This is a genomic window from Acidianus brierleyi (assembly GCF_003201835.2).
Taxonomy (GTDB): Archaea; Thermoproteota; Thermoprotei_A; order Sulfolobales; family Sulfolobaceae; genus Aramenus; species Aramenus brierleyi.
This window is the reverse complement of record NZ_CP029289.2, coordinates 826,803-850,198: the sequence shown is the minus strand read 5'-3', so window position 1 is coordinate 850,198 and position 23,396 is coordinate 826,803. Positions and strand designations below refer to the sequence as shown.

Here is a 23,396-nt window from a genome sequence, read left to right as displayed (position 1 = left end):
ATTAATAATTAATGAAAATGTTTCATGCACTAAAGAGAGCTAACAGCTATAGGAAAGTTTACAAGAATTGGATTGATGTGATATCTAAAGTTAGAAAAGGAGAACAACAAATTCCAGTTATTTTAAGAACAGATAAGAATAATAAAGGCGTATGTACATTATCTTGTGTTAGACTACTTATTGCCCTAATTACTGAATTCAATTTTGATATAACTAAATTCTATTTCGAAGATGGAAAAATATTTTATGACGGTAACTTAATAGTTCAATATAATGTATCGTTTTTATCATTTTTTATCAAAAAAGGGAATGAATGGTATCTTCCAAAATATAACTTAAAGTTTGATGAAAGAATAGGTTATCCATTATTTGAAGTTTTTATACAAAATCAATATGATACTGACGTTCAAGGTGAGGTTATAGATATTGGGGCTAATATTGGGGATTCGGCGATCTATTTTGCAGTGAAAGGCGCTTCGCACGTTTATGCTTTCGAACCTTTACCATCAATTTATGAGGTAGCCTTAAGAAACGTAAAATTAAACAACTTAGAAGATAAAATAACTCTAATAAATGCTGGTGTTTCTTCAAAGGATGGAAAAATTAAAGTTCCGTCATCAATAAGGGTTAAAGATTCTGGAGTTTATTCTGCGATCTCAAGTAAAGGGGACGTGGAAGTTCCTTTAATCTCTTTTCAAAAAGTTATAGAAATGGCTAAAGATCCTTATTTGCTTAAAATGGATTGTGAAGGATGTGAGGCTGATATAATCCTAAACTGTAATAGCTTACCATTTGAGAAGATTTTTGTAGAATCTCATCCTTACATAACTAAAGTTTCGCATAAAAGACTAATATCAAAATTAAGAGAACTTAAATACAAATGTGAGGAGAGAATAAAAGTTGGTAGAGCAGAGTTATTTTATTGCTCAAAAATTTTCTAATATCTATTGTTTATGTATAGAGTAGTTTAATTTTTTATCAAATAAGTGAAATGTGTTATGATAATTTCTTGAAATAAACAGTATTTCTAATTTATTCCAACGCTAACTTTTGACTTTAACAGTCTTAGCTCGGCTAACGATTGATCATATGAATCATAAATAGTTAGCTTAAAACTTAAGCTTAGCCTCAACAACTTGACCAGCAAAATCTGTAGCCTTAACAGACTCACCAAAAGTTTAACAATCTAGTGTCAGTTTGCTTTACAAATATTAGCTTTAGAAAAATCTATTGAATTAATAGCTAAATAAATTTATAGTAATATATATTATTATTTGTGAATTATACTTAATTCTACTATAATAGATCTCATATTTTTAATTTTATTTAATAATTCCTATAAACTGTACTTTTGAAAATAAAAGTACTTTTCCCATATATAATTTTTTAAAGCTATTAAGTATATTTCATGTAAAATTGAAAGATAGAAATTTTTATTACTAAATATACTATTATTATATGTAACACAGTTATTCAGTGAGATAATGCTGACAGTAATAGTAACTAGAAATCCAAATACTAACATTTTATATAAGAATATAATAGCGATAAAGAATATAACAAATTCTAAAATATTAATAATAGATAATGCATCAAGTATTGATTTATCAAAGATCCGTAAGCTATGTGATTATTTCGTGCAAAACAATACCAATGAAGGTCTTGCTAAAGCTTACAATTATGCTATAAAAATAGCTTCATACTTAAATGAAGACTGGATATTATTGTTAGATCAAGATACTGAGATTTATGAAAATTTAGATATACAGAAAATCTTTGATGAATACAATAAATTGCCTATAATGGGTAAGGTAGCTATAATTTCTCTAAACAGAATATACGCGCATACTACAAAGAACGAAATAGGTAATTTTAAGCTATGTAAAAGTGTGGTAAATAGTGGAAGCATTCTTAATGTTAAGATATGTTCTAGGTTTAGATATAATGAAGATCTTTTTATAGATAGAATAGATAACGACTACTGCAGTAGGTTACGTAAGAATGGTTTTTACATATTAGTATATCGTTATCAGCTTATTTATCATAGTATAGGAGATTATTCAAGATTATATAATAAACAGATTTCTAAGATTATAATATTTTTATTAAAAATTCTGAGTATTAGGCATGGAATTCGAGAATTTAAGAAAGTGATGCATTATAGAGCTTTTTATGTGGTATATAACAATTATTATAGGTATTATACTATAATTAGAAATACTGTATATTTATGCTCTAGAGGGAAGATAGATTTATTTTACCTAAAAACTTTACCTTCATGGGTACTTTCTCTATATGAGCAAACTAATTTGATTATAACGCTTAAACTAGTAAGTTTAGCACTATTTCACGGCATATTAGGTGATCTTAAAAATGATAATAAGAAGTTAATTAAACATTTTTAATATTATCATATAGATAACTATAAAATGAAGAATTTTTACATCATTTGAAATATGATATTTTAATTATGTTTTTTAGGAAATGTTTATATTATAGATATGGCTATATAAAGATAATGCAGAGTAAACTCGTCGATATTGAAGATTTTTATTATTCAGATAATCCTTACGATGTGTTAAAATTTTACACTAAATTCAACTCTGCAGAGGAACTTGTAAAATGGATGAAAACCCGACCAAGAGCTCCAATCTCTTTCCATGAAATAGAAGGAGATACTGACGTTATCGTAGTTATACCGACAGCAGATGTAAACAACAAGTACGCCAAAGGAGATCTGGAGATGTATAATGGACTTCATATAATATTTTGCGAAAGTTCTGGAAAATATTTTAATTACGCAACAAGTGTAAATACTTGTGTAAAAGAAGCAATGAAATATAATCCCGAATGGATCATATTTTCTAATGATGACGTTTATAAAATAGACGAGCCTAGTGTTTTGAAAAAAGAATTAGGAAAATTTGATTATAAAGACCCAAATACAATTCTTCCTGTAGGAAAAAATTACAAATTCGTAAAGAGTGAAATTAGAGTTTTAAAACCTACTATAATAAAAGGATATAGGAACTGCCTATTAGGAGGATTATCCTTATTGAAAGGAAAGTTCTCTGGTAGGTATCCTAAAAATTTTGATATTTCACTAATTTGGTTTTTAGCTAGAGCACAGATATATTATAATAGTTTACTAAGAAAATTCAATTTACCTTTCCTGGATTTAAGAGTAGCATCAACTGATACTATATCATATAAAGCAAGATATTTAATGGAAAGAGCATTAGGAGAGTACATAAATAACTTTTATATTAAAAAATTTGGAGATTTCGGAGGTTTTAGCAGAGGTTATTTAAACAAGTTTGGCACTAATATATTTGACGAAACTTTCATAAACGGAGTAGAAAACTATGATCTTTCTCTGCAATTATTATGGAAAAAAATACCTGTCAATATAATAAACTATAGGAAAGGTTCGTACAAGGGCAGAAGTTTAGGTTTAGGATTAAATAATAAAGGAGTTTCTAGGACTATAAGAAGTTTTAGCAATTTTATCTATATGGCATACAAGAATCTTGATAACTTAGTCAAAAAAGATGCTATCGATTCCTTATAGTCTACGCTGATTATAGTTTGATTGGAAATCTTAGTAAGAAGATGGATATTCATATAACTTATTTTGAAATCAAAATAATAATTGAACATTCTGCTTCATCTGTAATACGGATCTGTATGATTTAATGGGAAGGTAATTCTTTCTATGACTATAATATGGTAACTAGATTTTGTTGCTTACGAATTTTTTTAATTTTCTTACAAACAAATGAGTGTTAACATTTAAAAATTATAAAGTTTATTTGAAAGTTAAAGATAGAAGAAAAACTAAGTCAAATCATAAAGTATTTAAGGATATTCTTACTTTAATATTTTCTAAATGTGCCATATGAGTGTTATCGAATTTGTTGTAAATGAGATTCAATGCGAAGAATTTCAAGGTAAGAGGGTTATAGAGGTGGGAAGTAAGTACGTAAATGGGAGCGTTAGGCCTTTTATAGAGAAGTTTTGTAAACCTAAGGAATATACAGGTGTAGATATTGAAGAAGGAAAATTTGTTGATGTTGTTCTTCCAGCAGATAAGCTTGTCGAAAAGTTCGGTGAGAATTCCTTCGATGTATTAGTCTCTACAGAGACATTAGAACATGTTAAAGATTGGAGAACTATTATAAACAATATGAAGCTAATTGTCAAACCAATGGGATACATATACATAACCACTAGGTCTTTTGGTTTTCCTTATCACGGATATCCTTATGATTTTTGGCGCTATGAAATTGAGGATATGGAAAAGATTTTCAGTGATTTTGAAATAATAAAATTGACAAAAGATCCATTAAAGCCAGGAGTCTTCCTTAAAGCTAGAAAACCTCTTAATTTCAAACTAATAGACTTATCATATATAGCATTATACTCAATGATTACTAATGAAAGGACAAGACAGATTCCAGATAAATTACCAACACCTAGAAAAAAGATCTCGTTATATCAAAGACTAAGGATGAAAATTAGAACACAAATATAAGTTTTTACTTATCGTTCATAATCATTTAATAAAATTATAATATATATATTCATAATTATTGTTTTTGAGCTTTAAAATTCATAATTATCTAAATTTATTATAATAATAGTACACTAATTGAATCTATCCATAATGCCAATAATTTTTGATTTAAACTCGTCTATTACAAATTTTGTTGCTCTTTGTTTTGCTTTTTCACTGTATTCTTTGTATGTTTTTTCGTCTTCTATTATTTTTATTATTTCTTCTTTTGCTTCTTCTATTGTTTTATAACCTATTCCGTATTTTCCTTCTTGTATTGTGTCTTCCCAAGTTCCTGATGACTTGTAAACTATAGGTACTGCTCCAGCATACATTGCCTCAGCAACACCAAGACCAAAATTATCTTCTCTCATACAATGCAGAATAATCTTGGCCGAAGATAATGCTCTCCATTTTTCTTCTTCGTTAACGTCAGTAAGCAATTCAACATCATTACCTGCTAGTTTTACTAGTTTTTCGTAATACTCATTAGAAGGGTACATTATCATGTTTAGTCCTCCTATTATTTTGAATTTTATTGTTGGGTTTTTTTGTCTTACTTTTTTTGCTATTTCTATGAATTCTTCCCAGTGTTTTGATGGTATGAATTTTCCTATTCCTACTACAATGTTTTGTTTTTCTCTTGTTTCGTAGTTTTCTGGTGGTATTACTGGAGGATAAACAACATCACAATCAAAGCCAATATTTTTCATCAGATTTTTTATATAATTTGAACTACAAAGTAAATTTTTACTTCTAGCTATTCTTTTGGTAAGTAATCTACTAGTATAAAGATAAGGGTATTTGACTCTGGAGTATGTTAACTTAAAGTCCTTAAAATATCCAATTATTGAATGAGGATAGACAACATAACTTACATCCATTCCTATTGGATATTCAACATAATACATATTGAAAACTCTGTCTATATGATTTTTCTTAGTATAATTTTTTATTCTGATTAAATCTAAAAACGGTGAATATAAAGGACCTCTAATTAATTTAATTTTTTCCTCTTTGGATTTCAGAAAAGGTTTCACTATTTTTTCAGGAAAAGTAGTAAAATAGTTATCATAAACCTTTTCAGTCATAACGTAATGAATTTCTGATCCGTACTCATATAAGGAGTAAAGGACTCCTAAAGCAGCTGCTGACTCACTAGTATACCTTAAGGGTGGCATTAGTACTAGGCTTTTCATTATTAGTTATTTGATTTTAAAAATATATATCTATTCCATAAGCGTTTGTTACGTCTTTATTAACCATTTCATTATCTTTTTATACTATAATTTTTTTTGGAAATAAATTCAGGGCTACTCATTACTATTTTCTATTTATCTTTTTATACTACGAATACGAAAAACCATGTAATGAAAACTTTGGTGATAATGCCGCCGGTATCTTTAACTAGCGAGTCACTATTTGCTACTTCTTTCTTAAAAATATTGACAGAAAATAACGAAGTTTATGCAGTTTTTCCAAAAGGATTAGGTAAGCTCAACTTAAACGTTAATAAAATTTCTATGAAAATACTCTTAGGTCCAATAATATCTCCATTAGTGGATTTGCCTTTAATTAGGTTTAACTCCTTTTTAAGAAGGATAGATTTCTCTGCAAACTTATTTTACTCGCATCTTCATTTAGGCTTAGACCTTGATTACATTATATACCCTCCAGGCATTTTTAGGAATGATAGAATTCCTCCATATTATGGAATTAAAAAAATATATTTCAAATCTATTTATCCATTTATAAAAAAATTAGCTAAATCTAAAGTTAATTTATGCAGTTCAATTTATGTTAAAAATATTATGAAGAATAATATTGGCTTTGATTGTGATGTTGTTTATCCTCCAGTAATACCACCAGAAAACTACGAAACAAGAGAAAAACAAAACATTGTAGTAGGAATAGGAAAATTCATACCATCAAAACACTGGGAAGAATTCATAGAAATAGCAAAAAAAGTAAGACAAAAAAACCCAACAATAAAATTCAAAATAATAGGAGGACTAAACAATGCGCCAGCATCTTTAAAGTACTATAAAGGATTAAAGGATATAGCAGGTAATGATGTTGAATTGCTTACTGACGTTAACGAAGAAGAAAAATGGAGAATATTTGCGGAATCTAAATTAGTCTTACACTGTATGCGTTATGATAATTTTGGTCTTGGTGTTGCTGAGGCAATGTATGCTGGAGCAGTACCTATAGTTTACAAGTCATCAGGAACTTGGGAAGACACAATACAAGAAGGAAAATACGGAATAGGTTATAAAACAATAGAAGAAGCAAAAGAAGAAATAATAAAAATAATAGAAGACGAAAAAACATACAAAGAATACAGTGAAAAAGCAAAACAAAGAGCAACACAATTCTCTTTTAATTCATTTAGGGAAAATATTATGAAATATTTAAACATATATCTCGAAAAATAACTGAAGAAATAGGAAAAGGCTATTATAAAGTTTTTAATTGCGTGTTAACTTATAAAGAATAAGAGAATAATGAAAGTTAGGATACTCACTGAGACTCAACAGAGGGGAACCTATGCAACTATTTTGATTGCATATGAGAAATTGAAGGAAAAAGGAATTGACACTGAATTTTATACAACTTTTAAATCTCCATATAATGTTTTACCTCCACCTCCAAAGAGCAAAATTTTTGGAGAAGAAAGTATGCTCAATTCTGAGGAATATTCAAAAAGAATTCTCGACATAATTTCTCCAGAGAAGAATTCTATTATACACCTAGCTAACGCGTGGCATGGAATAATACCCATCGCAGAAAAAAGAGGAATTAGAACCGTTATTAATGTGCAATACTGGTGGCCTACATGTTATTTTAATTCAATGGAAAAGGATGGCTGTGATTGTAAAAGTATTTCGAAGGTTAGTAAGTGTATACGATATAAGAAAAATGGAATAAGGAAACTTACATCTCCAGCAGAAGCTTTATACGCTATAAGGAAATTGGATAAAATCAAGAAAAACGTTTCAAGTGCTTCGGCCATAATAGCTGTAAGTAAGGTAGTTAAAGACGTCTTAATTAGCAGAGGCTATCCTGAGGAAAAAATAAAGGTAATTAATATAAACGCTTTGACTTTTAACATAGACTATGTACCGTATAATCCTGGAGAATATTTTACTTTTGCATATTTAAGTTATCCAGATAGAGAAAAGGGAATATTTCAATTACTTTACGCTTTCTCTCTAGCTCTTAAAAAGAATAAAAAAATAAGATTAAAAGTTCCGGGTGGTCTAGAATCTCATCAAGTTATCGAAACCGTAAAAAAACTAGGAATAGAAGATCATGTTATTCTGACTAAGAGAGTTCCTTATGATCAGTATCTCAAATCTCTTAGAGATATACTTTATGACGTTGATTTTGTTGTAGTGCCAAGTTTATATATAGATACATGGGGAAGAGTGGTTATAGAATCTATGTTAGCCGGAAGGCCTACCATAGTTACTAAAGGTAATGGTGGACTTATAGAGCAAGTATCTGACAGAGTAGATGGCTTTCATGTAAATACATATGATATAAAAGAGTTTGGTGAGGCATTATATAAAATTTCACTTATATCTAGGGAAGAAGTAAGAAAAATGGGAGAAATTGCAAGAGATAATGCGTTCCAAAAATTTGATAATGAAATAATTATGAATCAATTAATAGACTTATATAAAGAAATAAGCGAGTAAAATGAAGAATATTTCAGTAATTTTATTTGATGCTACAGTTTTAGGCGGAATACAACTTATGACAGTAGATACTATTGGTATCCTATCAAAAAATGGGTATAACGTAAATTTTGTTACAATGAAAATATCCGATAGAATATATAATTATTTAAAAAAATATGATCTTAAAAATGTTAAAATAAAAATGTTACCAAAAATTTCGAATATAACATTACAGATGTTATATTCCAGACTATTTTATAGGGAAAAAGATTTCAGCATTAATATGCATGGAGATATACAACCTATAGCTTCAGATATTGTATATTTTCATCAATTTAACATAGACTATAGAATAAGATCACCCTTCAAGGAAAAGCTAATTTTGATTCCACAGTATATAATAAGGAAAGGTTTTATGGAAAAAATAAGGAAAGAAAAATTAGTTCTAGTAAATAGTAGATGGACTAAGGCAGAGGCTAAATATTTTTGGAACATAAATGCAGAGATCTTATATCCTCCAGTCCATCTTGAGAGGTTTAGAAATATAAATAACTTAAATAGAAATAATACAGTAATTACTATATCTAGATTCTCTAGAGATAGAGGATTAGATAATATAATAAAAATAGCTAAAGAAACAGATTATAATTTTATTATTGCAGGTTATTTACAAGATCAAGAATATTTTAATGAGATAAAAGATAAAAAAACCAAAAATATACAGCTATATCCTAATATTGATGAAGAGACTAAAATGAAACTGTTATCTTCTTCTAAGGTTTATTTTAATCCTACTCCTTATATTGAAGGATTTGGTACCTCAGTAGTTGAGGGAATGAGTGCAGGCCTAATTCCTGTTACCAGTAATAGGGGAGGAGTAATAGATTTTGTTCCTGAAAAATATAGATTTAAGGAGTTCTCTAAAGCGATCGAAAAAGTGAAAAGAGCTATGGAAGATTGGAATGCGAAAGAAATGGAAGAAATGAAAAAAATTTCTGAAAGATTTTCATTAGAGAATTATGAAAAGAATTTATTAGACATTATTAACAAATTTTAAAGGATTATTTATCAGCAAATTTCGAAATTATAAAAATATATAAGTTTTTAACAAAATAGATCCTAAAGCCTTAAATATTAAAATAAGAGATGAAGTTTAATGCAAGTAACTCTATTACCAGGTAATGCTAAACCTTGGGATGGGATTGAAGTCTACTCATTCGAACTTGCCAAAAGGTTAAGCAATAAAGGAATTTATGTTATAGGTCTTCGAATAAGTTCCAAAGATGACGTTTTTCAATACAATAAGAACTTTGAAGTCGACTACGTTAAGACATCAGAACTACAAGGAGGATTGGGATACCATATTAGAACTTTAGAAATGGTAATCAAAAAATCAAGAATTCTTATAGATTCAGATATTATTCACGCTATAGGAGGATATTATGCATCAATAGAGTTCTTTCCTTCAAGCAAAAAAGTCGCTACAATAATAGGCGCAAGTAGCTTGAGGGAAAAGTCAATCTTAAGGAAGAGTCTTAGAAGAATTTATGGTTCGCTTATCTATAGGTTTGCTTCCTTATATATAGTTCCAAATGAAATAATAAAGAATGAAGTAAAAAAATATTATAGAATAAATCCAGTTGTTATTCCAATAGGGATAGATATTAATGGATTAAAAATAAATGAAAAAAAAGATGATATAAAGGCTAAATATGGTTTTAACGAGACAGATAAAATAGTTCTTTATTTAGGTCAATTAGTCAACGGTAAGAGACTTTTTGAATTAATAAGATCGTTCAAGGTAGCTTCAGAAAAATCAGATAACATAAAGCTATTATTTGTAGCATGGGGATATTTAAAAGATCAATTAAAAGAATTAGCTAGACAGTTAAAGATAGAAAATAAGATATTTTTCATGAACCCGGTTGAGTATGAAATGAGAAAATATGTTTACAATATAGCTGATGTATTTGTAATGCTCGGAGACTCATTTGGAGATGGAGGAATAAGTTCCGCAGTAATGGACGCGCTTGGAACTGGACTACCGATTATAGTATCTAAAAATAGCTCTAACATAGTAGTAGTTAAGGATGGATATAACGGTTTTACCGTGGATCCACAAAAATACGACGAGGTAGCATCAGCAATCTTAACTTCAATAGAAAATAAAGAAGTTTTTGGAAAGAATTCATTGGAGATAGCAAAAAAATTTGATTGGGATATAATTGCAGATGAAATAATACAAAAATACAAAACTTTACTTTAATCCTACTATCATTTCCCCAGAATTAAAAATTACAGACTCATTCTGCATCACATAATTATTATATTCTTCAAAACCTTTCGCTGCAGAAGGACCTCCAAAATACAAAGCTAATGTCTCTATATATGGTCCTGCAAAGTTTATATCGCCATATGTTATACCTATTGTTGGTACCATTTTTCCCTCATATTGATAAACTCCTTGATAAAATCCATAAGTCGGATCGGAGGAGAGACCGTACTCTCCTAGTAGTTTTCCGCCAAAAAACGCCGCTTCTGGAGAATGCTCAGACGTAGCGATCATTGCGTAGCCTAGAATAGAAAGCGGAATCAGAATAACAAGAAATATTGAAAATGCTTTAGTTAACAAGTTCTTATTATAAAGGAAATAGACTATGAGAATTGTATAAAAAGCCATGGCTTGAGGTATCATTCTCGTCAAAACGTTACTAACGTTGTCTGCCAGGCCTATCCCTGTTTGCATTACAAGTAGTGCACTACCTAGAGCAAAAGTAAGCCATACATATTTGTCGCTTTTCCTTCTTATTACGAGTATTAAAAATGAAATTAAAGAAAATAGTAGAAATATTCCTCCATCAAGTAATTTACTTGCCACTGAAATAAAGTGATAAGGGGAAGGCGGTAGGAAAGTATATATTAAAGTACTTGTAGGTAGAACTAAGTTTTTAGTAGATTGTGGAATAAATATTGATTTTATTACGTCTATAAAATCTCCTAAAAGAACGTAATCCCCACCTAGTGCGCCGGAAGCTATAGGATCAAAATATACCCAATACATGTAGATTGAAGCTGTAAGAATACCAGAATATGCTATGAACTTTATATTTAATTTCCCTATTTTTTTAGCGAACACTAAAGCGCCTATAGCTATAGTTACTGCACTTCCAAAAGTTCCTATATCAGTCAATCCAGTCAATCCAGATAAAACTACTAGAAGGGGAGTGAATCTTAATCCTCCTTTCTTAACTATTAACCCTACAATAAGGAAAATTGGGAAGAGTAGATTATAGGACATGAGTTGTGGAGACCATTCTGCAACATAAAATGGCATTGAACTGAATATGTAGATAAGAATTCCAAGTTCTGAATAAGGCGATTTAAAAAATAGTCTTATTAAACCGTAAACTGCTAAAGTCTGAATTATTGGGAAGAACATTGGTCCAAAATATATGAAAAAGTAAGTAGGAGTTATTCCAGAGAATATGTAGGAAATAGCTCCGTATATAAATCCCAAAGGATAATGAGCCTGATAAGTTCCAGGATTTAATAACGTCGTATGTCTAAGTAAAAGATACATGACCTCTGTCGAATGCCCCATCTCATCTCTTGAAAGAACAAATACTGGATTAATAAAATAGAAAATAAAGAAAGTGTTGAAGAGTAAAAGAAGAAAAGATATCGGCATTAGAAGGCTATATATCCTTTTATTAAAGTTCTTATAAAGTAGAAGAGGAATTACGAAGGATAACGCTGTTAAAAATTCAGTTATCCAGTATAGAGGTGGTAACTCTTCAGTAAGACCGAAGGGATATTTTAAGAGATCATAATTTGAGATTGAAATATTTAATATGCTTACTAGCGTTAGTTCTATTGATGCTAAAAGCATTGATATTGTTACTAATTCTAGCTTCCTCATTGTATCACACCACTCCTAGTATTCCTAGAATATAGTAAACACTAGCTATAATCCATATTAAGGTTATTCCGCTTATAACGTAATTAGAAGGTCTAGGGAAAGGATAAAACGCAATCTCATTAAGTATACTTGCTACAGCAAATAGTAGGACGTATATTCTAAAATCTTTAACTCCTACTACTGATAAAATAAAAGTAACTATTGTATATGATAATACTAAAGAAATGGGATAATTCTTATAATTCATTCCTCTTCCACCACATAATATTATTTATTATATTAAAAATTTCAGTAATTGAAACTACCGAAAGAATTACAGTGAAAGGCGTTATTCCAAGAGTGAAATTAAGTAGAAAACCTATAAGCACTATTGTAGCAAAACTAACACCGAGGCTTAAACCAATCATGGAAAAATTAGAAATATCCTTAAGGCCATTTCTATAAAATGTGTGAAGAACTACATATCCTACCAAAAAGATAGAATATAGTGTTCCAAGAGGAATTTTAAATGCATCTAAAACAGGAGAATTGATAAACAGTGATGCTATAAGAACTATTGACGCAAAATGAGTTACAATGCTTATACCATCCATAGAATCTACTTCATAACTATCATGTATCATCTTGATAGCATCTATTTCGCTATAACCTTCTTTTTTCAGTTCCTCAACTGCATCTATTATTCTCTTACCTACAAAGATCTCTACAGTCATCTATATAAATAGTGTGGAACAAATATTAATATTTTAAGTAGCGTTCACAAGAAGTTGAGTAAATATATTTGAATATATAAATGAGTTTGTTCCCATACTGTAATAATAGAGCATTATTTTTAGTTTATATTCACCAGGATTATTTACAATAAAACTTACAGGAACTTTCCATTGCCCATTATTTTTTATTATAGCAAAATTCTCTTCAACAGTAGAATTAGTTACATTATTTATAAGAATGGCCTTAATTTCATAAAGCTCTGGCTTTCCCTCGTGGTTCTCTACTAAAACATAAACTGAAGAGTTCTGACCTACCAATACATGTGTAGGATAATTTCCTATAGATCCCTCTACATTAAGTAATAACATTTCAGAAAAACCTTCTTTAGCTGTAGTATTAAGAACATAAACACCAAAGGAGAATATTAAAACAAGGAGTATCATTCCTATTACGATTCCGTTAAATAATTCATCATGATTCCTTTTGGAGGATGAAATAAACCCGTTTTTATTAAGTCTATACCATAATCTATAATAGAACGTCGACAATTTTCCTCTATTTAAATAAATTATTAAAAATAGAATAATTGGTATGGTTAACATTATATAAAGAACTAACTGACTAATAAAGAGTGAGTGAAGATACTGTGAATAAATAACCTTATACTGTGACATTAAAGATTGAATATCCTGAGTCATCTATTTTTGTTTTATTGCATTGGTTAAAAAACCTAATGAATAACCTATCATGGAAAGATAGATAAGTACAGGAGCAAATAGAGTATATTTAGACCATTTATATTGCGAACATGTTTCCATATTTACTTTTACAAAAAGCCCAGTATAAAAGAGAATTATTATAGGAATTAACAATAAAGGGAAATTAACTGCAAGAAATGCGACAATTAGTACAGAAAATATAAGAATGAAAATTCTAATTAGCGAATCCTTAACTATCCAACTTTGACCAGTAAATGAATAGTAAAGCCTAGCACCTACAGCCGCCTCAGAGTTCTGCTTTATATAAGACCTTACTGATTGTCTGTGATAATGATATATTTTATCTTCATAATTAACTCTAAATTCATAGCCAGCTTTAGTTAACTTATATAAGAGCTCATCTTCTTGCATATAATTCATTTTTTCGTTAAATCCACCTACTTTGATCACTGCGTCTCTTCTATAAATAGCGCCATTGGCAGTAGTATATCCCTTGCATAGAAAAGTATCTATTGATTTTTGAATGTACTTAGAATCAGGAGGAGCAAAGACTTTAGTAAAAACTACGCCTATTTTTTCGTTTTCTTCCATCATTTTTACTGCATTTTTTACCCATCCTTTGCTACCTAATTTAGCATCACTATCTAGAAAAGCTATATACTTTCCTTTTCCTTCTAAGATTCCTCTATTGTATGCGACTCCCCTGCCTCTCTTTTCCTCTATTACTATCCTTATATTATACCTGGATTGATATTCCTTTACAATCTCTAGTGTGTTATCTGTTGACTTTCCATCAACCACAATAATCTCGAAATTCTCATAATCAAGGATACTTAATGATTCTAAAGTACCTCTAACGGTTTTTCCAGAATTTAGCGTTGGTATGACTATAGATACTAATGGTTCTTGCACACTGTTATGAAACATTTTGAGCTTAAAATTATTAATGGAAAATCTATTATCAAAAATCTATGAAAAACCATTTATAATCTTTTAATTATACTTATGTCTAATGAAGATTGCTCTAATGGGTTTTGCTGGCACTAGTAGAGAATGGAGTCTTGGAAGACTAACTTATCTTTTCTATAATGGACTAACATCTCTGAATCAAGATGTATACATAATTTCCAAAAAAAACTTAGATCCACAGTTTAAATATGTGAAACTTAAAGAATATAGAAAAATTTTTGGAAAAGATATAATTACTGATCTATTTTCAAATTATTTTACAGTAAGGAGACTCAATCCAGATATTTATCATTTCATCTATCCTCATGTTAGCGCCAGTCTAATGCTTACTCTTCCTTCCAGATACAAAAAAATAATGACTGTACATGACCTAAAACCATTAATATTAAGACAATTCATGAATAGAAGTGAGAAATTAAATATTTCAATATTAAAATACACATTGAAGAGAATAGACGGAACTATAGCTATATCCGAAAGTACAAGAGACCAAATAATTAGTATGTTAGATATTGATGAAAATAAAGTATTTGTAGTTTACAACCCCGTAGATCCTATATTTCGAAGATTAAACAACGAAGAAATTTCTGGTATTAAAGAGAAATACGGTAATTTCATACTTAACGTTTCAAGATATGATGAGCTAAAGAATCCTAAAAATCTCATTAAGTCATTTAGACTTATTTCTAAGTGCACAGATAACATAAAACTCGTCATAGTCGGAGCTTATTGGAAACATGGAATAGACATGATTAAAAAGGAATTGGGAGAATATTCAAAAAACGTAATAATTCTAGAATGGCTAAATAATGAAGAACTTGTAAAATTATATAATGCTAGTCAGGCTTTCCTGTTCCCTTCACTTTACGAAGGTTTTGGTATGCCAATAATAGAGGCCATGGCATCGGGAGCACCCGTAATAACCTCAGATAGATGGTCTATGAAAGAATTAGCTGAAGGAAATGGTATTCTAGTTAATCCGGAGGACCCAGAAGATATAGCTGAAAAAACATGCAAAGTTATATCTACTCCATCATTACAAAGCGAGTTAAGAATAAAAGGTTTAGAAAAAGCAAAAGAGTTCAATTATATCACTATCTCAGAAAAATTATTAAAAGTATATAGAGAGGTATAAAATGTCTGATTTTGAAAAATTAGGAAAAAGTCTCATGTTAAATTATATAAATCTGCTTCAAGGTAGATTTCTTTCTCATGTTATAGGATTTATAGGTTCAATTCTAATTATTAGAATTCTACAGCCTATAGACTATGGAATCTTGAGCATAGCAATGACAGTACCTTACATGGTTGGATTATTTGGCAATTTAGGAGTTAATACTGCAGTAACACGTTTTAGCGCAAAATATAAGGAAGTTGATATTAACAAGGCATATAATGTCATAACTTCTGGTATGCTATTCGATTTTTCTTATGGTACACTGTTAGCTATTATAGGATACTTTGCTGCTCCATTTATTTTTACGTATATTTATAATAAACCTGAAATAATTCCATATGGTCAATTGGCCAGTTTATATACTATACCTTACTGGGGTTTAAGCTCAATATTTTCTGGTCTTTTAGGATTTGAAATGACTAAGCATAATAGCGGAATATGGATAGTGCATTATTCTCTTCAAACAATTCTTAGCGTGGGTTTAGGAATAACTTTCCTTAAAGTATATGGTGTCATAATAGGTTACTCCCTAGCTTATGCAGGTGCTATAGTATACGGTGTATATGTTTTAAGCAAATATTCAATGTTACGTTCTTTCCCATCAATATCTACAATAAAAGAATTAGTAAGTTTTGGATTTCCATTAGTCTTACCCGGTGTAGGAGGCACAGTAGCTGGATTCTACAACAGTTCGATAGTAAATAGAATTTTAACTATTTTTGAAATATCAAATCTTACTGCATCTTCAAAAATAGGCTTTCTTTTTGATACTATATTTAATCCTTTAGGTTTTGCTCTTCAACCTATATTTTCTAAATTAGATTATAATAATAAACAAAATGTTATAAATGTAGTAAACGAATTATATAAAATAGGTATGATAATTCAAGTTCCAATACTCTTTGCAGTTATTTTCTTATCAAACCAAATAATATACTTGTTAGCCGGCAAGGAATATACTCTAGCTCCATTACTATTAAGACTCTCATTAATAGGACCGTTAATTTCTACCGCTTCTGGAAGTGGCATTTTAGGCTCTCTCATATTATTTAAAGGATATACAAAGATTACGGCAAAAATAAACCTTATAGGCGTTGTTATAAATTCAGTTTTACTGACAATATTCTTGCCAACTTTAGGTTACTTTGGATATTTCCTTACTGGATGGATTAGTTGGATTCCAAGTTATATTATGTCATATTCTGTAGTAAAAAGTATGTATAAAGACTATAAATTACCACTTTATATGGTAGGGAAAGTGTACTTAATATCATTTCTATTACTATTTCCATTAGTTTTTATAAAATCAGAATTTTCACTTATATTAGGTGTAATACTTGTCCTTATATTATTTAAAATCTATGTAAAAATGAAGATAATAAGGGAAAAAGAAGTCGAAATTTTGATTTCTGCATTAAACGAATCTAATCTAAGATTCCTATCAAAGTTCCTTAAGTTTTTTCTTTCTTGAGTTTTTGTAGTATGTTTGTGAATGATTTTGTTACTTCTTCCCATGAGTATTTTTTTGCGCATTCTCTTGCTACATTCTTATAATCTCCGTTAATCATTTCTTTTACTCCCTTCACTAGCCCTTGAATGTCACAAACTTCAACCAATTTTACTGCTTCGCAATCCCCAAAATAATATTTTATTGCTGGAATATTGTAAGCTACTACTGGTAATCCTGAGGCTAAAGCCTCAGCTACTACTATTCCAAAGGAATCAACGCGTGAAGGGTAGAGGAAGACCCTTGAACCCTTCATAATACCGTACAATCTCCTCTTATCGAGAATCTCACCAAGGTAGTTAACTTGAGGCATCGAGAAACCTTGATCAACAGGACCAATAAAAGCGTGAGATAAATTAAGTTCACTAATAACTTTAACAGCGTCCAGAGTACCCTTCATAAAACCTTGCCTAGCAACGTGAATAACGTCAAAACCATTTAATGTGGGAGAAGAATCAATAAGTTCAAGATCTACTCCAGCAGGAGGCTCCAAAGCAAAACAAGAAATACCGTATTCTTTTAGTTTTTCTTGAAGAACAACACCAGCACAAATATTCCAAGCTCTTTTCCTATTTCTATTTAGAGTATTTATAGATTTGATAAACCATACTGTTCCCTCTATCAAGTTGGTTCTTTTTACTAATTTAATATAATGCTTATACAGAGGGAAAGTTATATACGGAGTTAAATAATAGATATAAATTGAATTTTTAGTATTAAACCCTATAACAAAATCATAGTTATTTGATATTTTAGAAATATTCAGTTTTAATATGGAATTTACTAATATAAAACGAATAACTTTTCCTAAGAATGACTTGGAGTAAGGTAGTCTTATTACTTTATAGTTTGATATACTTTCTTTAATTTTAGGGCATTTGCTTACTAGACTTTCTTCATCCTTAAACAGTAATTCTACTAAATCTACATTAACTTGAAATTTTGGCAATCTAGTAAGTAACTCAATTATTGTGGTTGTGGCTCCAGAAGTAGGCCTTTCTCCAAGACTTACGTAAAGTAGACTAGTCATATTTGCTCATCGGAAAGAAGCTTCAGGCTTTTTAGCGTATTTTTCCTCGAAGATTTTCATAGCTTTATCAAAGATAGGATCATTACAATATATCTTTTCATACTTTAGCAAGTTGTAAAACCTCTTCAGATCCCAATCAATTCCTTGAAATTCTTTAGGTAGATCGTCCTTAAGGATTTTAGTGCATTTATAGTGAGCAAGCATTTTATATTTTGGAATAACCAACAATTTTCCGATTATATAAAACGGAATAACTTTTGGATCATTCCTAACTGGATAGCCTGGTAGACCAGTAAGAGTCCAATCTCGATATCTTTCTATTAATCCTTTTGCTGTTTGCCATTTAGTATGATGTTTCTTATGATCCCTCATATGTTTGCCGAAAATGTAATCCTTATTGGCAAGATACAAAAACTTGCAGCTATCCGTTAGTCTGAACCATAGATCCCAGTCTTCAATATGTACTAAGTTTCTCCATCCTCCTACTTTAAGCAGGAGTTCCCTAGGAGCCAAAATAGGAAAAGAACTTTTGCCAACCTTTAGCCCATAGTTACTATAATTATTTAGGTATTCATCAATTAATTTTTGTAGGTTATAATATATTTGGTCTCCGTCTAAACATAATATGTACTTACCATGTGAGAGAGTTAATGCTTTATTCCTAGCTCCTCCTTTAGGTCCATTATAACGATCAACTATAACGTTATCCCTCTCATAACTCTTAAGAATATCAAAAGTCCTATCCCTACTCATATTATCAATAAGAATCACTTCAGTATCATCGTCTATTTGTTGGAAAATATTATCTAATACTTTCTTAACAACAGGCTCCTCATTCCTAAAAATCATATTAACACTAAGGCTAACCATATAAAAATTGTAAATACGTCTTTTTATAATAAGCTTTCCTTTATATTTAAACAATATTTTATATAAGTCGTATGTATTATCTTCTACAAAGTTTCAAAGTTTATGCCATAATTTAGAAACTAGAGTGTTGTTTCATTTTATTTTATATATTTCTTTTTTTCAATTTTATTTATGCCTTTCATTTCTGTTATTGTTACTGCTCATAATAGGAGGGAATATTTGAGGGATGCTGTTGATTCCGTTTTGAATCAAACAATTGATGATTATGAGATTATTGTTGTTAAGAATTTTAAGGACGAGATTGACGATTACTTGAAGGAGAACGGTGTTAAGAGCGTTCTAGTTGGTGACCAAACTCAAGGAATGGACGTTATATCAGGATTAAAGGAAGCTAGGGGTGAAGTAATATCCTTCCTTGACGACGATGACTTATTCTTGCCCAGGAAGCTGGAGAAGGTTAAGGAAGTATTCCAAGACGATAATGTTGGCCACTACCATAACGCTTACGAGAATTTTCTGGATAAAACTCCCAATAATCTTGATAAAATACATATTAAGAAGGATTACGATTATACTATAATAGACAACCAAGAAAAAGTAAAAAAATTCAAATTCATGATGAATACCGAGACTGAAATAAATAGTAGTTCTATTAGTATTAGGAGAAGTCTTTTTAATAATAGTTTCTCTTATTTGGAGAAAATAAATCATGCAGTCGATGTTTTCATGTTTTATTTAGCTCTTATGAGTGAGAAGAAGATTGTTGTTGATCCTGAAGTTCTTACTCTTTATAGAATTCATTCTAATAATACCTGGTTTTACATGAACGATGATTTTGAGAATTGGCTTGAACATAAGAAATCTTACATGGAGAAGGAAATTGAGGATTATATAACCATGCTGAATATGATAAAATCATCTTCTTTTGAAATATTTATAAAAGAATATATTTTAGATTTAAAATTAAGATTGGCTAGGTTACCATCACCATATAATAATTCAAAATATAAAGCAACAATCAAAGACTATATAGCCTATTATAATCGATACAAAAGTTTGCGTTCTTTATTATCTAATTTAACTGCTTTTACTCCTAGTTTCATAAGACGCAAATTAGTTAAAAAATGGTACCAAGACGAAAGATCGAGTCAAGAAAAAATTGTACAAGTATCCAAGATTAAAAATTCTACATAGATTTGAAAGGCTTTAGCTATATTTATGTGAGTAATCTTTACATTCATTTAATTAAATCTTCTTTATTTTCTATAGTATTCAAAAGGCAAAATATAGAAAATATTCCATAGATTATTAATAAAGCTTAATTTATATCTCTCTATATTAGTTTTCATGAAATATTTAATTAGTGGTGGAGCTGGATTTCTTGGATCACACCTTATCGAATCCTTGAACGGTGAAATTACAGTAGTTGATGACTTATCAACAACAAAATTCGTACCAAAAGGAATCAAAATAATTAAAGAAAGAATAGAAAACTTTGATACTCAAGAAAAATTCGACTACGTAATTCACCTAGCAGCAAGACCATCACCAGAAGACTACATTCAACACCCTGTAGAAACAGCATTATCAAACTCATTAGGAACACGCAACGCACTAGAAATAGCGAGAAAAAGCGACGCAACCTTCTTGTACACGTCTTCTTCTGAAATTTACGGACACGCGGAAATAGTACCAACACCGGAAGACTACTGGGGAAAAGTAAACCCAACAGGAATAAGAAGCTGTTACGACGAGAGCAAGAGATTCTCAGAAGCACTAATAATGTCATACTATAGGGAATACGGACTAGACGTGAGAATACAAAGGCCTTTTAACGTTTACGGACCAAGACTAAGAGAAGACGGGACTTACGGTAGAGTAGTTTCCCGTTTTATTTACCAAGCACTAAAAGGAGAAGACATAACAATCTTCGGAGACGGTAACCAAACTAGAGCATTCCTATACGTTGACGATTGGGTAGAAGGAACATTAAAAATGTTAGGAAAAGGGTTAAAAGGAGAAATATTCAACATAGGATCAAACAAGGAAGTAAAGATAATTGATTTAGCAAAAAAGATAATCTCACTTACTGGATCATCTTCAAGAATAAAATTCCTCCCACCAAGACAAGATGACCCACCTAGGAGGGCAGCAGACATTACTAAAATTAAGGAAAAATTAGGTTGGGAACCTAAAATTTCGCTAGACGATGGATTAATGAAAACAATAGAATGGTTTAAAGGTGTTTTATCGTGAAAATAGGCATAGTAGGACTAGGCATCGTAGGATTATCTACTGGAGTCGTTTTAGCAGAACAAGGTCATAAGGTTGTTGGAATTGACATAGATGAGAACAGAGTTCAAGGATTAAATTGTAAGAGGTCACCCATTTATGATCCAGGACTTCAAGAGATGATAGAGAAGAACTTTAATAATCTTAAATTCACGACTGACTATTCTTCCCTATCTGATGTTGATGTAGTATTCATAACTGTCTCTACACCTACTGTTAACGGTAAGATTTACTTAGGATACGTTTTTGATGCAGCTAAGAAGATGAAGGAGTACTTATCAGATTCCATAGTAGTAATAAAGAGTACAGTGGTTCCAGGTACAGCAAGGAAAGTTAAGGATATAGTAGGAGAAAACGTAGTTGTTAACCCAGAGTTTTTAAAGGAAGGTTCTGCTATCCTAGATACAAAATCTCCGGATAGGATAGTTATAGGAAGTGAAAACGAAAAGGCTGGAGATATTGTAGAAGGATTATGGAGATTCACGGGGTCTACAATTTTGAGAACTTCTTTGGAGGAAGCAGAAATGATAAAATATGCAGCTAATTCTTTTCTTGCAGTTAAGATATCTTTTATTAACGAAATTGCCAATCTTTGCGAAAGGATAGGATGCGACGTTAATGTAATTGCTAACGCTATCGGAATGGATAAGAGGATTTCTCCTTATTTCCTAAAGGCTGGAATAGGTTGGGGAGGTTCTTGTTTCCCTAAGGATACTTTAGCAATAACTTCCTTTGCTAGAGAAGTAGGCGAAAGGTTGAGAATAATAGAAGCTGCCATTGAAGTAAATGAGGAGAGACCTAAGAGAGTAGTTAACCTTCTTGAGGGACTACTAGGATCTATTAAGGATAAGAGGGTATGTGTTTTGGGTGTAGCATTTAAGCCTGATACTGACGACACTAGAGAGAGTATTGCGTTAAAAATTATTGATATACTTAAATCTAGAGGTGCTATTGTTTTAGCTTATGATCCAAAAGCTAGGACTAATAAGGCAGAAATGGTAAGCAAAGAAGAGTGTATAAGAGATTCTGATGGTATAATAATAGCAACAGAGTGGAAAGAGTTTTATGGTATTGAGGACTTATTAAAAGGTAAATATGTAGTAGATGGGAGAAGAATTCTAGATCCATCGAAAATGGATAGGACGCGTTTTAGAGCTATAGGCCTGGGTGAATAGAATGCATGCTGTAATTACTGCAGCTGGATTAGGTACTAGAATGCTTCCAGCTTCTAAAGAAATTCCTAAAGAAATGTTTCCCATTCCTTTTCAAGGCAATTTTAAGCCTGTTATTCAAATAATTTTTGAGCAATTATTTGATTCAGGAATTAGAGATTTCGTAATAGTAGTAGGAAAAGGAAAAAGAGTAATAGAAGATCATTTCACTCCAGATTACGATTTCATTTCTTATTTAGAGGATAAAGGAAAGACTAAACAAGCAGAAGACCTAAGAAGTTTTTACCAAAAAATTGAGGGAAGTAACATAGCATTTGTAAATCAATCAGAACCAAGAGGCTTTGGAGATGCTGTTCTTAGAGCAGAACCTTTCGTTGAAGAAGATTTCATACTAGTTGCAGCAGACACTATTTTAGGAAAAATACCACTAGAAAAAATGAAAATAAATTCTTTTTTAACTACTGAAGTAGAGGATCCAAGACCTTACGGTGTAGTTGTTGTTGAAGGAGAAAAGGTATTGGACGTAGAAGAAAAGCCAGCTTATCCAAAATCTAATTTAATTATTGTTCCATACTATCATTTTAATGAAGAAATTTTTCCAGCATTAAGAGAAATAAAATGGGAAGGAGAATTACAATTAACTGATGGTATTAAGTATTTAATGAGGAAAGGAAGAGAATTTCGTGCTATAAAAGTTAACGATGTATACGATTTAGGCAACGTGGAAAATTATATTACGTCATTGAGAAAAATTTTAATGTAAAAACTTCATTGGAATTTACATTC

Annotated in this window: 22 protein-coding genes; 14 read left to right on the top strand and 8 right to left on the bottom strand. The window is 30.4% G+C overall.

The window, feature by feature from the left end; translation table 11 throughout:
• The first annotated feature begins 17 nt into the window (after nucleotides 1-17).
• From DFR85_RS20230 to DFR85_RS20215, 4 genes are all read left to right on the top strand, one after another.
• Entirely contained in the window at nucleotides 18-941 is a 924-nt protein-coding gene (locus DFR85_RS20230; RefSeq protein WP_246253003.1) for an FkbM family methyltransferase, read from the top strand.
• A 543-nt stretch (nucleotides 942-1,484) separates the two neighbouring features.
• Nucleotides 1,485-2,405, top strand: coding sequence for a glycosyltransferase (locus tag DFR85_RS20225; RefSeq protein WP_110269854.1), 921 nt, complete (start codon nucleotides 1,485-1,487; stop codon nucleotides 2,403-2,405).
• Nucleotides 2,406-2,518: 113 nt separating this feature from the next.
• Complete coding sequence (locus DFR85_RS20220; RefSeq protein ID WP_110269853.1) at nucleotides 2,519-3,571, top strand: hypothetical protein; 1,053 nt, start codon at nucleotides 2,519-2,521, stop codon at nucleotides 3,569-3,571.
• 327 nt (nucleotides 3,572-3,898) lie between these two features.
• Nucleotides 3,899-4,534 carry a class I SAM-dependent methyltransferase gene (locus DFR85_RS20215; RefSeq protein WP_246253002.1) on the top strand — a complete coding sequence of 212 codons (636 nt, stop codon included), beginning with the start codon at nucleotides 3,899-3,901 and terminating at the stop codon, nucleotides 4,532-4,534.
• 113 nt (nucleotides 4,535-4,647) lie between these two features.
• On the opposite strand, the gene DFR85_RS20210 is transcribed toward DFR85_RS20215, so the two are convergent.
• Nucleotides 4,648-5,754 carry a glycosyltransferase gene (locus DFR85_RS20210; protein WP_110269851.1) on the bottom strand — a complete coding sequence of 369 codons (1,107 nt, stop codon included), beginning with the start codon at nucleotides 5,752-5,754 and terminating at the stop codon, nucleotides 4,648-4,650.
• 171 nt (nucleotides 5,755-5,925) lie between these two features.
• Between DFR85_RS20210 and DFR85_RS20205 the strand changes: the two genes are divergently transcribed.
• The 4 genes from DFR85_RS20205 to DFR85_RS20190 all read left to right on the top strand — a co-directional run bounded on the left by DFR85_RS20205 (nucleotide 5,926) and on the right by DFR85_RS20190 (nucleotide 10,507).
• Nucleotides 5,926-6,993 (top strand): glycosyltransferase, encoded by a 1,068-nt coding sequence (locus DFR85_RS20205; RefSeq protein WP_110269850.1) that lies wholly within the window; start codon nucleotides 5,926-5,928, stop codon nucleotides 6,991-6,993.
• A 69-nt stretch (nucleotides 6,994-7,062) separates the two neighbouring features.
• Nucleotides 7,063-8,259, top strand: coding sequence for a glycosyltransferase family 4 protein (locus DFR85_RS20200; RefSeq protein WP_110269849.1), 1,197 nt, complete (start codon nucleotides 7,063-7,065; stop codon nucleotides 8,257-8,259).
• Between the two features lies 1 nt (nucleotide 8,260).
• Nucleotides 8,261-9,298: a glycosyltransferase family 4 protein gene (locus tag DFR85_RS20195; RefSeq protein ID WP_110269848.1), complete on the top strand. Its 1,038-nt coding sequence runs from the start codon at nucleotides 8,261-8,263 to the stop codon at nucleotides 9,296-9,298.
• A gap of 99 nt (nucleotides 9,299-9,397) precedes the next feature.
• Nucleotides 9,398-10,507, top strand: a complete 1,110-nt coding sequence (locus DFR85_RS20190; protein ID WP_110269847.1) for a glycosyltransferase family 4 protein — start codon at nucleotides 9,398-9,400, stop codon at nucleotides 10,505-10,507.
• Here the strand turns inward: DFR85_RS20190 and DFR85_RS20185 are convergent.
• The 5 genes from DFR85_RS20185 to DFR85_RS20165 are packed head-to-tail and all read right to left on the bottom strand — an operon-like array spanning nucleotide 10,499 to nucleotide 14,505.
• Nucleotides 10,499-12,160 carry a hypothetical protein gene (locus tag DFR85_RS20185; protein ID WP_110269846.1) on the bottom strand — a complete coding sequence of 554 codons (1,662 nt, stop codon included), beginning with the start codon at nucleotides 12,158-12,160 and terminating at the stop codon, nucleotides 10,499-10,501. The two genes, DFR85_RS20190 and DFR85_RS20185, sit on opposite strands and share 9 nt — an antisense overlap.
• A gap of 4 nt (nucleotides 12,161-12,164) precedes the next feature.
• Nucleotides 12,165-12,407: a hypothetical protein gene (locus DFR85_RS20180; RefSeq protein WP_110269845.1), complete on the bottom strand. Its 243-nt coding sequence runs from the start codon at nucleotides 12,405-12,407 to the stop codon at nucleotides 12,165-12,167.
• Nucleotides 12,397-12,873, bottom strand: coding sequence for a hypothetical protein (locus tag DFR85_RS20175; protein ID WP_110269844.1), 477 nt, complete (start codon nucleotides 12,871-12,873; stop codon nucleotides 12,397-12,399). The genes DFR85_RS20180 and DFR85_RS20175 overlap by 11 nt, the downstream gene beginning before the upstream one ends.
• A gap of 33 nt (nucleotides 12,874-12,906) precedes the next feature.
• Entirely contained in the window at nucleotides 12,907-13,572 is a 666-nt protein-coding gene (locus tag DFR85_RS20170) for a DUF1616 domain-containing protein (RefSeq protein ID WP_246253001.1), read from the bottom strand.
• Complete coding sequence (locus tag DFR85_RS20165; RefSeq protein WP_110269843.1) at nucleotides 13,573-14,505, bottom strand: glycosyltransferase; 933 nt, start codon at nucleotides 14,503-14,505, stop codon at nucleotides 13,573-13,575.
• A 100-nt stretch (nucleotides 14,506-14,605) separates the two neighbouring features.
• On the opposite strand from DFR85_RS20165, the gene DFR85_RS20160 reads away from it, so the two are divergent.
• Nucleotides 14,606-15,697 (top strand): glycosyltransferase family 4 protein, encoded by a 1,092-nt coding sequence (locus DFR85_RS20160; RefSeq protein ID WP_110269842.1) that lies wholly within the window; start codon nucleotides 14,606-14,608, stop codon nucleotides 15,695-15,697.
• Between the two features lies 1 nt (nucleotide 15,698).
• Entirely contained in the window at nucleotides 15,699-17,210 is a 1,512-nt protein-coding gene (locus DFR85_RS20155) for an oligosaccharide flippase family protein (protein WP_110269841.1), read from the top strand.
• Here DFR85_RS20155 and DFR85_RS20150 read toward each other — a convergent pair.
• Nucleotides 17,191-18,276, bottom strand: a complete 1,086-nt coding sequence (locus tag DFR85_RS20150; RefSeq protein ID WP_110269840.1) for a glycosyltransferase family 4 protein — start codon at nucleotides 18,274-18,276, stop codon at nucleotides 17,191-17,193. The two genes, DFR85_RS20155 and DFR85_RS20150, sit on opposite strands and share 20 nt — an antisense overlap.
• A gap of 6 nt (nucleotides 18,277-18,282) precedes the next feature.
• The gene (locus tag DFR85_RS20145) at nucleotides 18,283-19,146 is read right to left on the bottom strand and encodes a glycosyltransferase family 2 protein (protein ID WP_110269839.1); all 864 of its coding nucleotides are present in this window, start codon (nucleotides 19,144-19,146) and stop codon (nucleotides 18,283-18,285) included.
• A gap of 171 nt (nucleotides 19,147-19,317) precedes the next feature.
• Here DFR85_RS20145 and DFR85_RS20140 point away from each other — a divergent pair, with 171 nt between their 5' ends.
• From DFR85_RS20140 to DFR85_RS20125, 4 genes are all read left to right on the top strand, one after another.
• The gene (locus DFR85_RS20140; RefSeq protein WP_110269838.1) at nucleotides 19,318-20,340 is read left to right on the top strand and encodes a glycosyltransferase family 2 protein; all 1,023 of its coding nucleotides are present in this window, start codon (nucleotides 19,318-19,320) and stop codon (nucleotides 20,338-20,340) included.
• Nucleotides 20,341-20,493: 153 nt separating this feature from the next.
• A complete protein-coding gene (locus DFR85_RS20135; protein WP_110269837.1) occupies nucleotides 20,494-21,402 on the top strand; it encodes an NAD-dependent epimerase/dehydratase family protein in 909 nt (302 codons plus the stop codon).
• Nucleotides 21,399-22,613, top strand: coding sequence for a UDP-glucose dehydrogenase family protein (locus tag DFR85_RS20130; RefSeq protein ID WP_110269836.1), 1,215 nt, complete (start codon nucleotides 21,399-21,401; stop codon nucleotides 22,611-22,613). The genes DFR85_RS20135 and DFR85_RS20130 overlap by 4 nt, the downstream gene beginning before the upstream one ends.
• A gap of 1 nt (nucleotide 22,614) precedes the next feature.
• Nucleotides 22,615-23,373, top strand: coding sequence for a sugar phosphate nucleotidyltransferase (locus DFR85_RS20125; RefSeq protein ID WP_110269835.1), 759 nt, complete (start codon nucleotides 22,615-22,617; stop codon nucleotides 23,371-23,373).
• Nucleotides 23,374-23,396: the final 23 nt, after the last annotated feature.

Excerpts from the sequence above, each read along its gene's own strand:
- DFR85_RS20150 (WP_110269840.1), bottom strand. The coding sequence starts at position 18,276 with ATGACTAGTCTACTTTACGTAAGTCTTGGAGAAAGGCCTACTTCTGGA.
- DFR85_RS20125 (WP_110269835.1), top strand. The coding sequence starts at position 22,615 with ATGCATGCTGTAATTACTGCAGCTGGATTAGGTACTAGAATGCTTCCA.
- DFR85_RS20180 (WP_110269845.1), bottom strand. The coding sequence starts at position 12,407 with ATGAATTATAAGAATTATCCCATTTCTTTAGTATTATCATATACAATA.
- DFR85_RS20220 (WP_110269853.1), top strand. The coding sequence starts at position 2,519 with ATGCAGAGTAAACTCGTCGATATTGAAGATTTTTATTATTCAGATAAT.
- DFR85_RS20170 (WP_246253001.1), bottom strand. The coding sequence starts at position 13,572 with ATGACTCAGGATATTCAATCTTTAATGTCACAGTATAAGGTTATTTAT.
- DFR85_RS20230 (WP_246253003.1), top strand. The coding sequence starts at position 18 with ATGTTTCATGCACTAAAGAGAGCTAACAGCTATAGGAAAGTTTACAAG.
- DFR85_RS20160 (WP_110269842.1), top strand. The coding sequence starts at position 14,606 with ATGAAGATTGCTCTAATGGGTTTTGCTGGCACTAGTAGAGAATGGAGT.
- DFR85_RS20135 (WP_110269837.1), top strand. The coding sequence starts at position 20,494 with ATGAAATATTTAATTAGTGGTGGAGCTGGATTTCTTGGATCACACCTT.
- DFR85_RS20185 (WP_110269846.1), bottom strand. The coding sequence starts at position 12,160 with ATGAGGAAGCTAGAATTAGTAACAATATCAATGCTTTTAGCATCAATA.
- DFR85_RS20155 (WP_110269841.1), top strand. The coding sequence starts at position 15,699 with ATGTCTGATTTTGAAAAATTAGGAAAAAGTCTCATGTTAAATTATATA.
- DFR85_RS20190 (WP_110269847.1), top strand. The coding sequence starts at position 9,398 with ATGCAAGTAACTCTATTACCAGGTAATGCTAAACCTTGGGATGGGATT.
- DFR85_RS20215 (WP_246253002.1), top strand. The coding sequence starts at position 3,899 with ATGAGTGTTATCGAATTTGTTGTAAATGAGATTCAATGCGAAGAATTT.
- DFR85_RS20200 (WP_110269849.1), top strand. The coding sequence starts at position 7,063 with ATGAAAGTTAGGATACTCACTGAGACTCAACAGAGGGGAACCTATGCA.
- DFR85_RS20225 (WP_110269854.1), top strand. The coding sequence starts at position 1,485 with ATGCTGACAGTAATAGTAACTAGAAATCCAAATACTAACATTTTATAT.
- DFR85_RS20140 (WP_110269838.1), top strand. The coding sequence starts at position 19,318 with ATGCCTTTCATTTCTGTTATTGTTACTGCTCATAATAGGAGGGAATAT.
- DFR85_RS20175 (WP_110269844.1), bottom strand. The coding sequence starts at position 12,873 with ATGACTGTAGAGATCTTTGTAGGTAAGAGAATAATAGATGCAGTTGAG.
- DFR85_RS20145 (WP_110269839.1), bottom strand. The coding sequence starts at position 19,146 with ATGGTTAGCCTTAGTGTTAATATGATTTTTAGGAATGAGGAGCCTGTT.
- DFR85_RS20210 (WP_110269851.1), bottom strand. The coding sequence starts at position 5,754 with ATGAAAAGCCTAGTACTAATGCCACCCTTAAGGTATACTAGTGAGTCA.
- DFR85_RS20195 (WP_110269848.1), top strand. The coding sequence starts at position 8,261 with ATGAAGAATATTTCAGTAATTTTATTTGATGCTACAGTTTTAGGCGGA.
- DFR85_RS20205 (WP_110269850.1), top strand. The coding sequence starts at position 5,926 with ATGAAAACTTTGGTGATAATGCCGCCGGTATCTTTAACTAGCGAGTCA.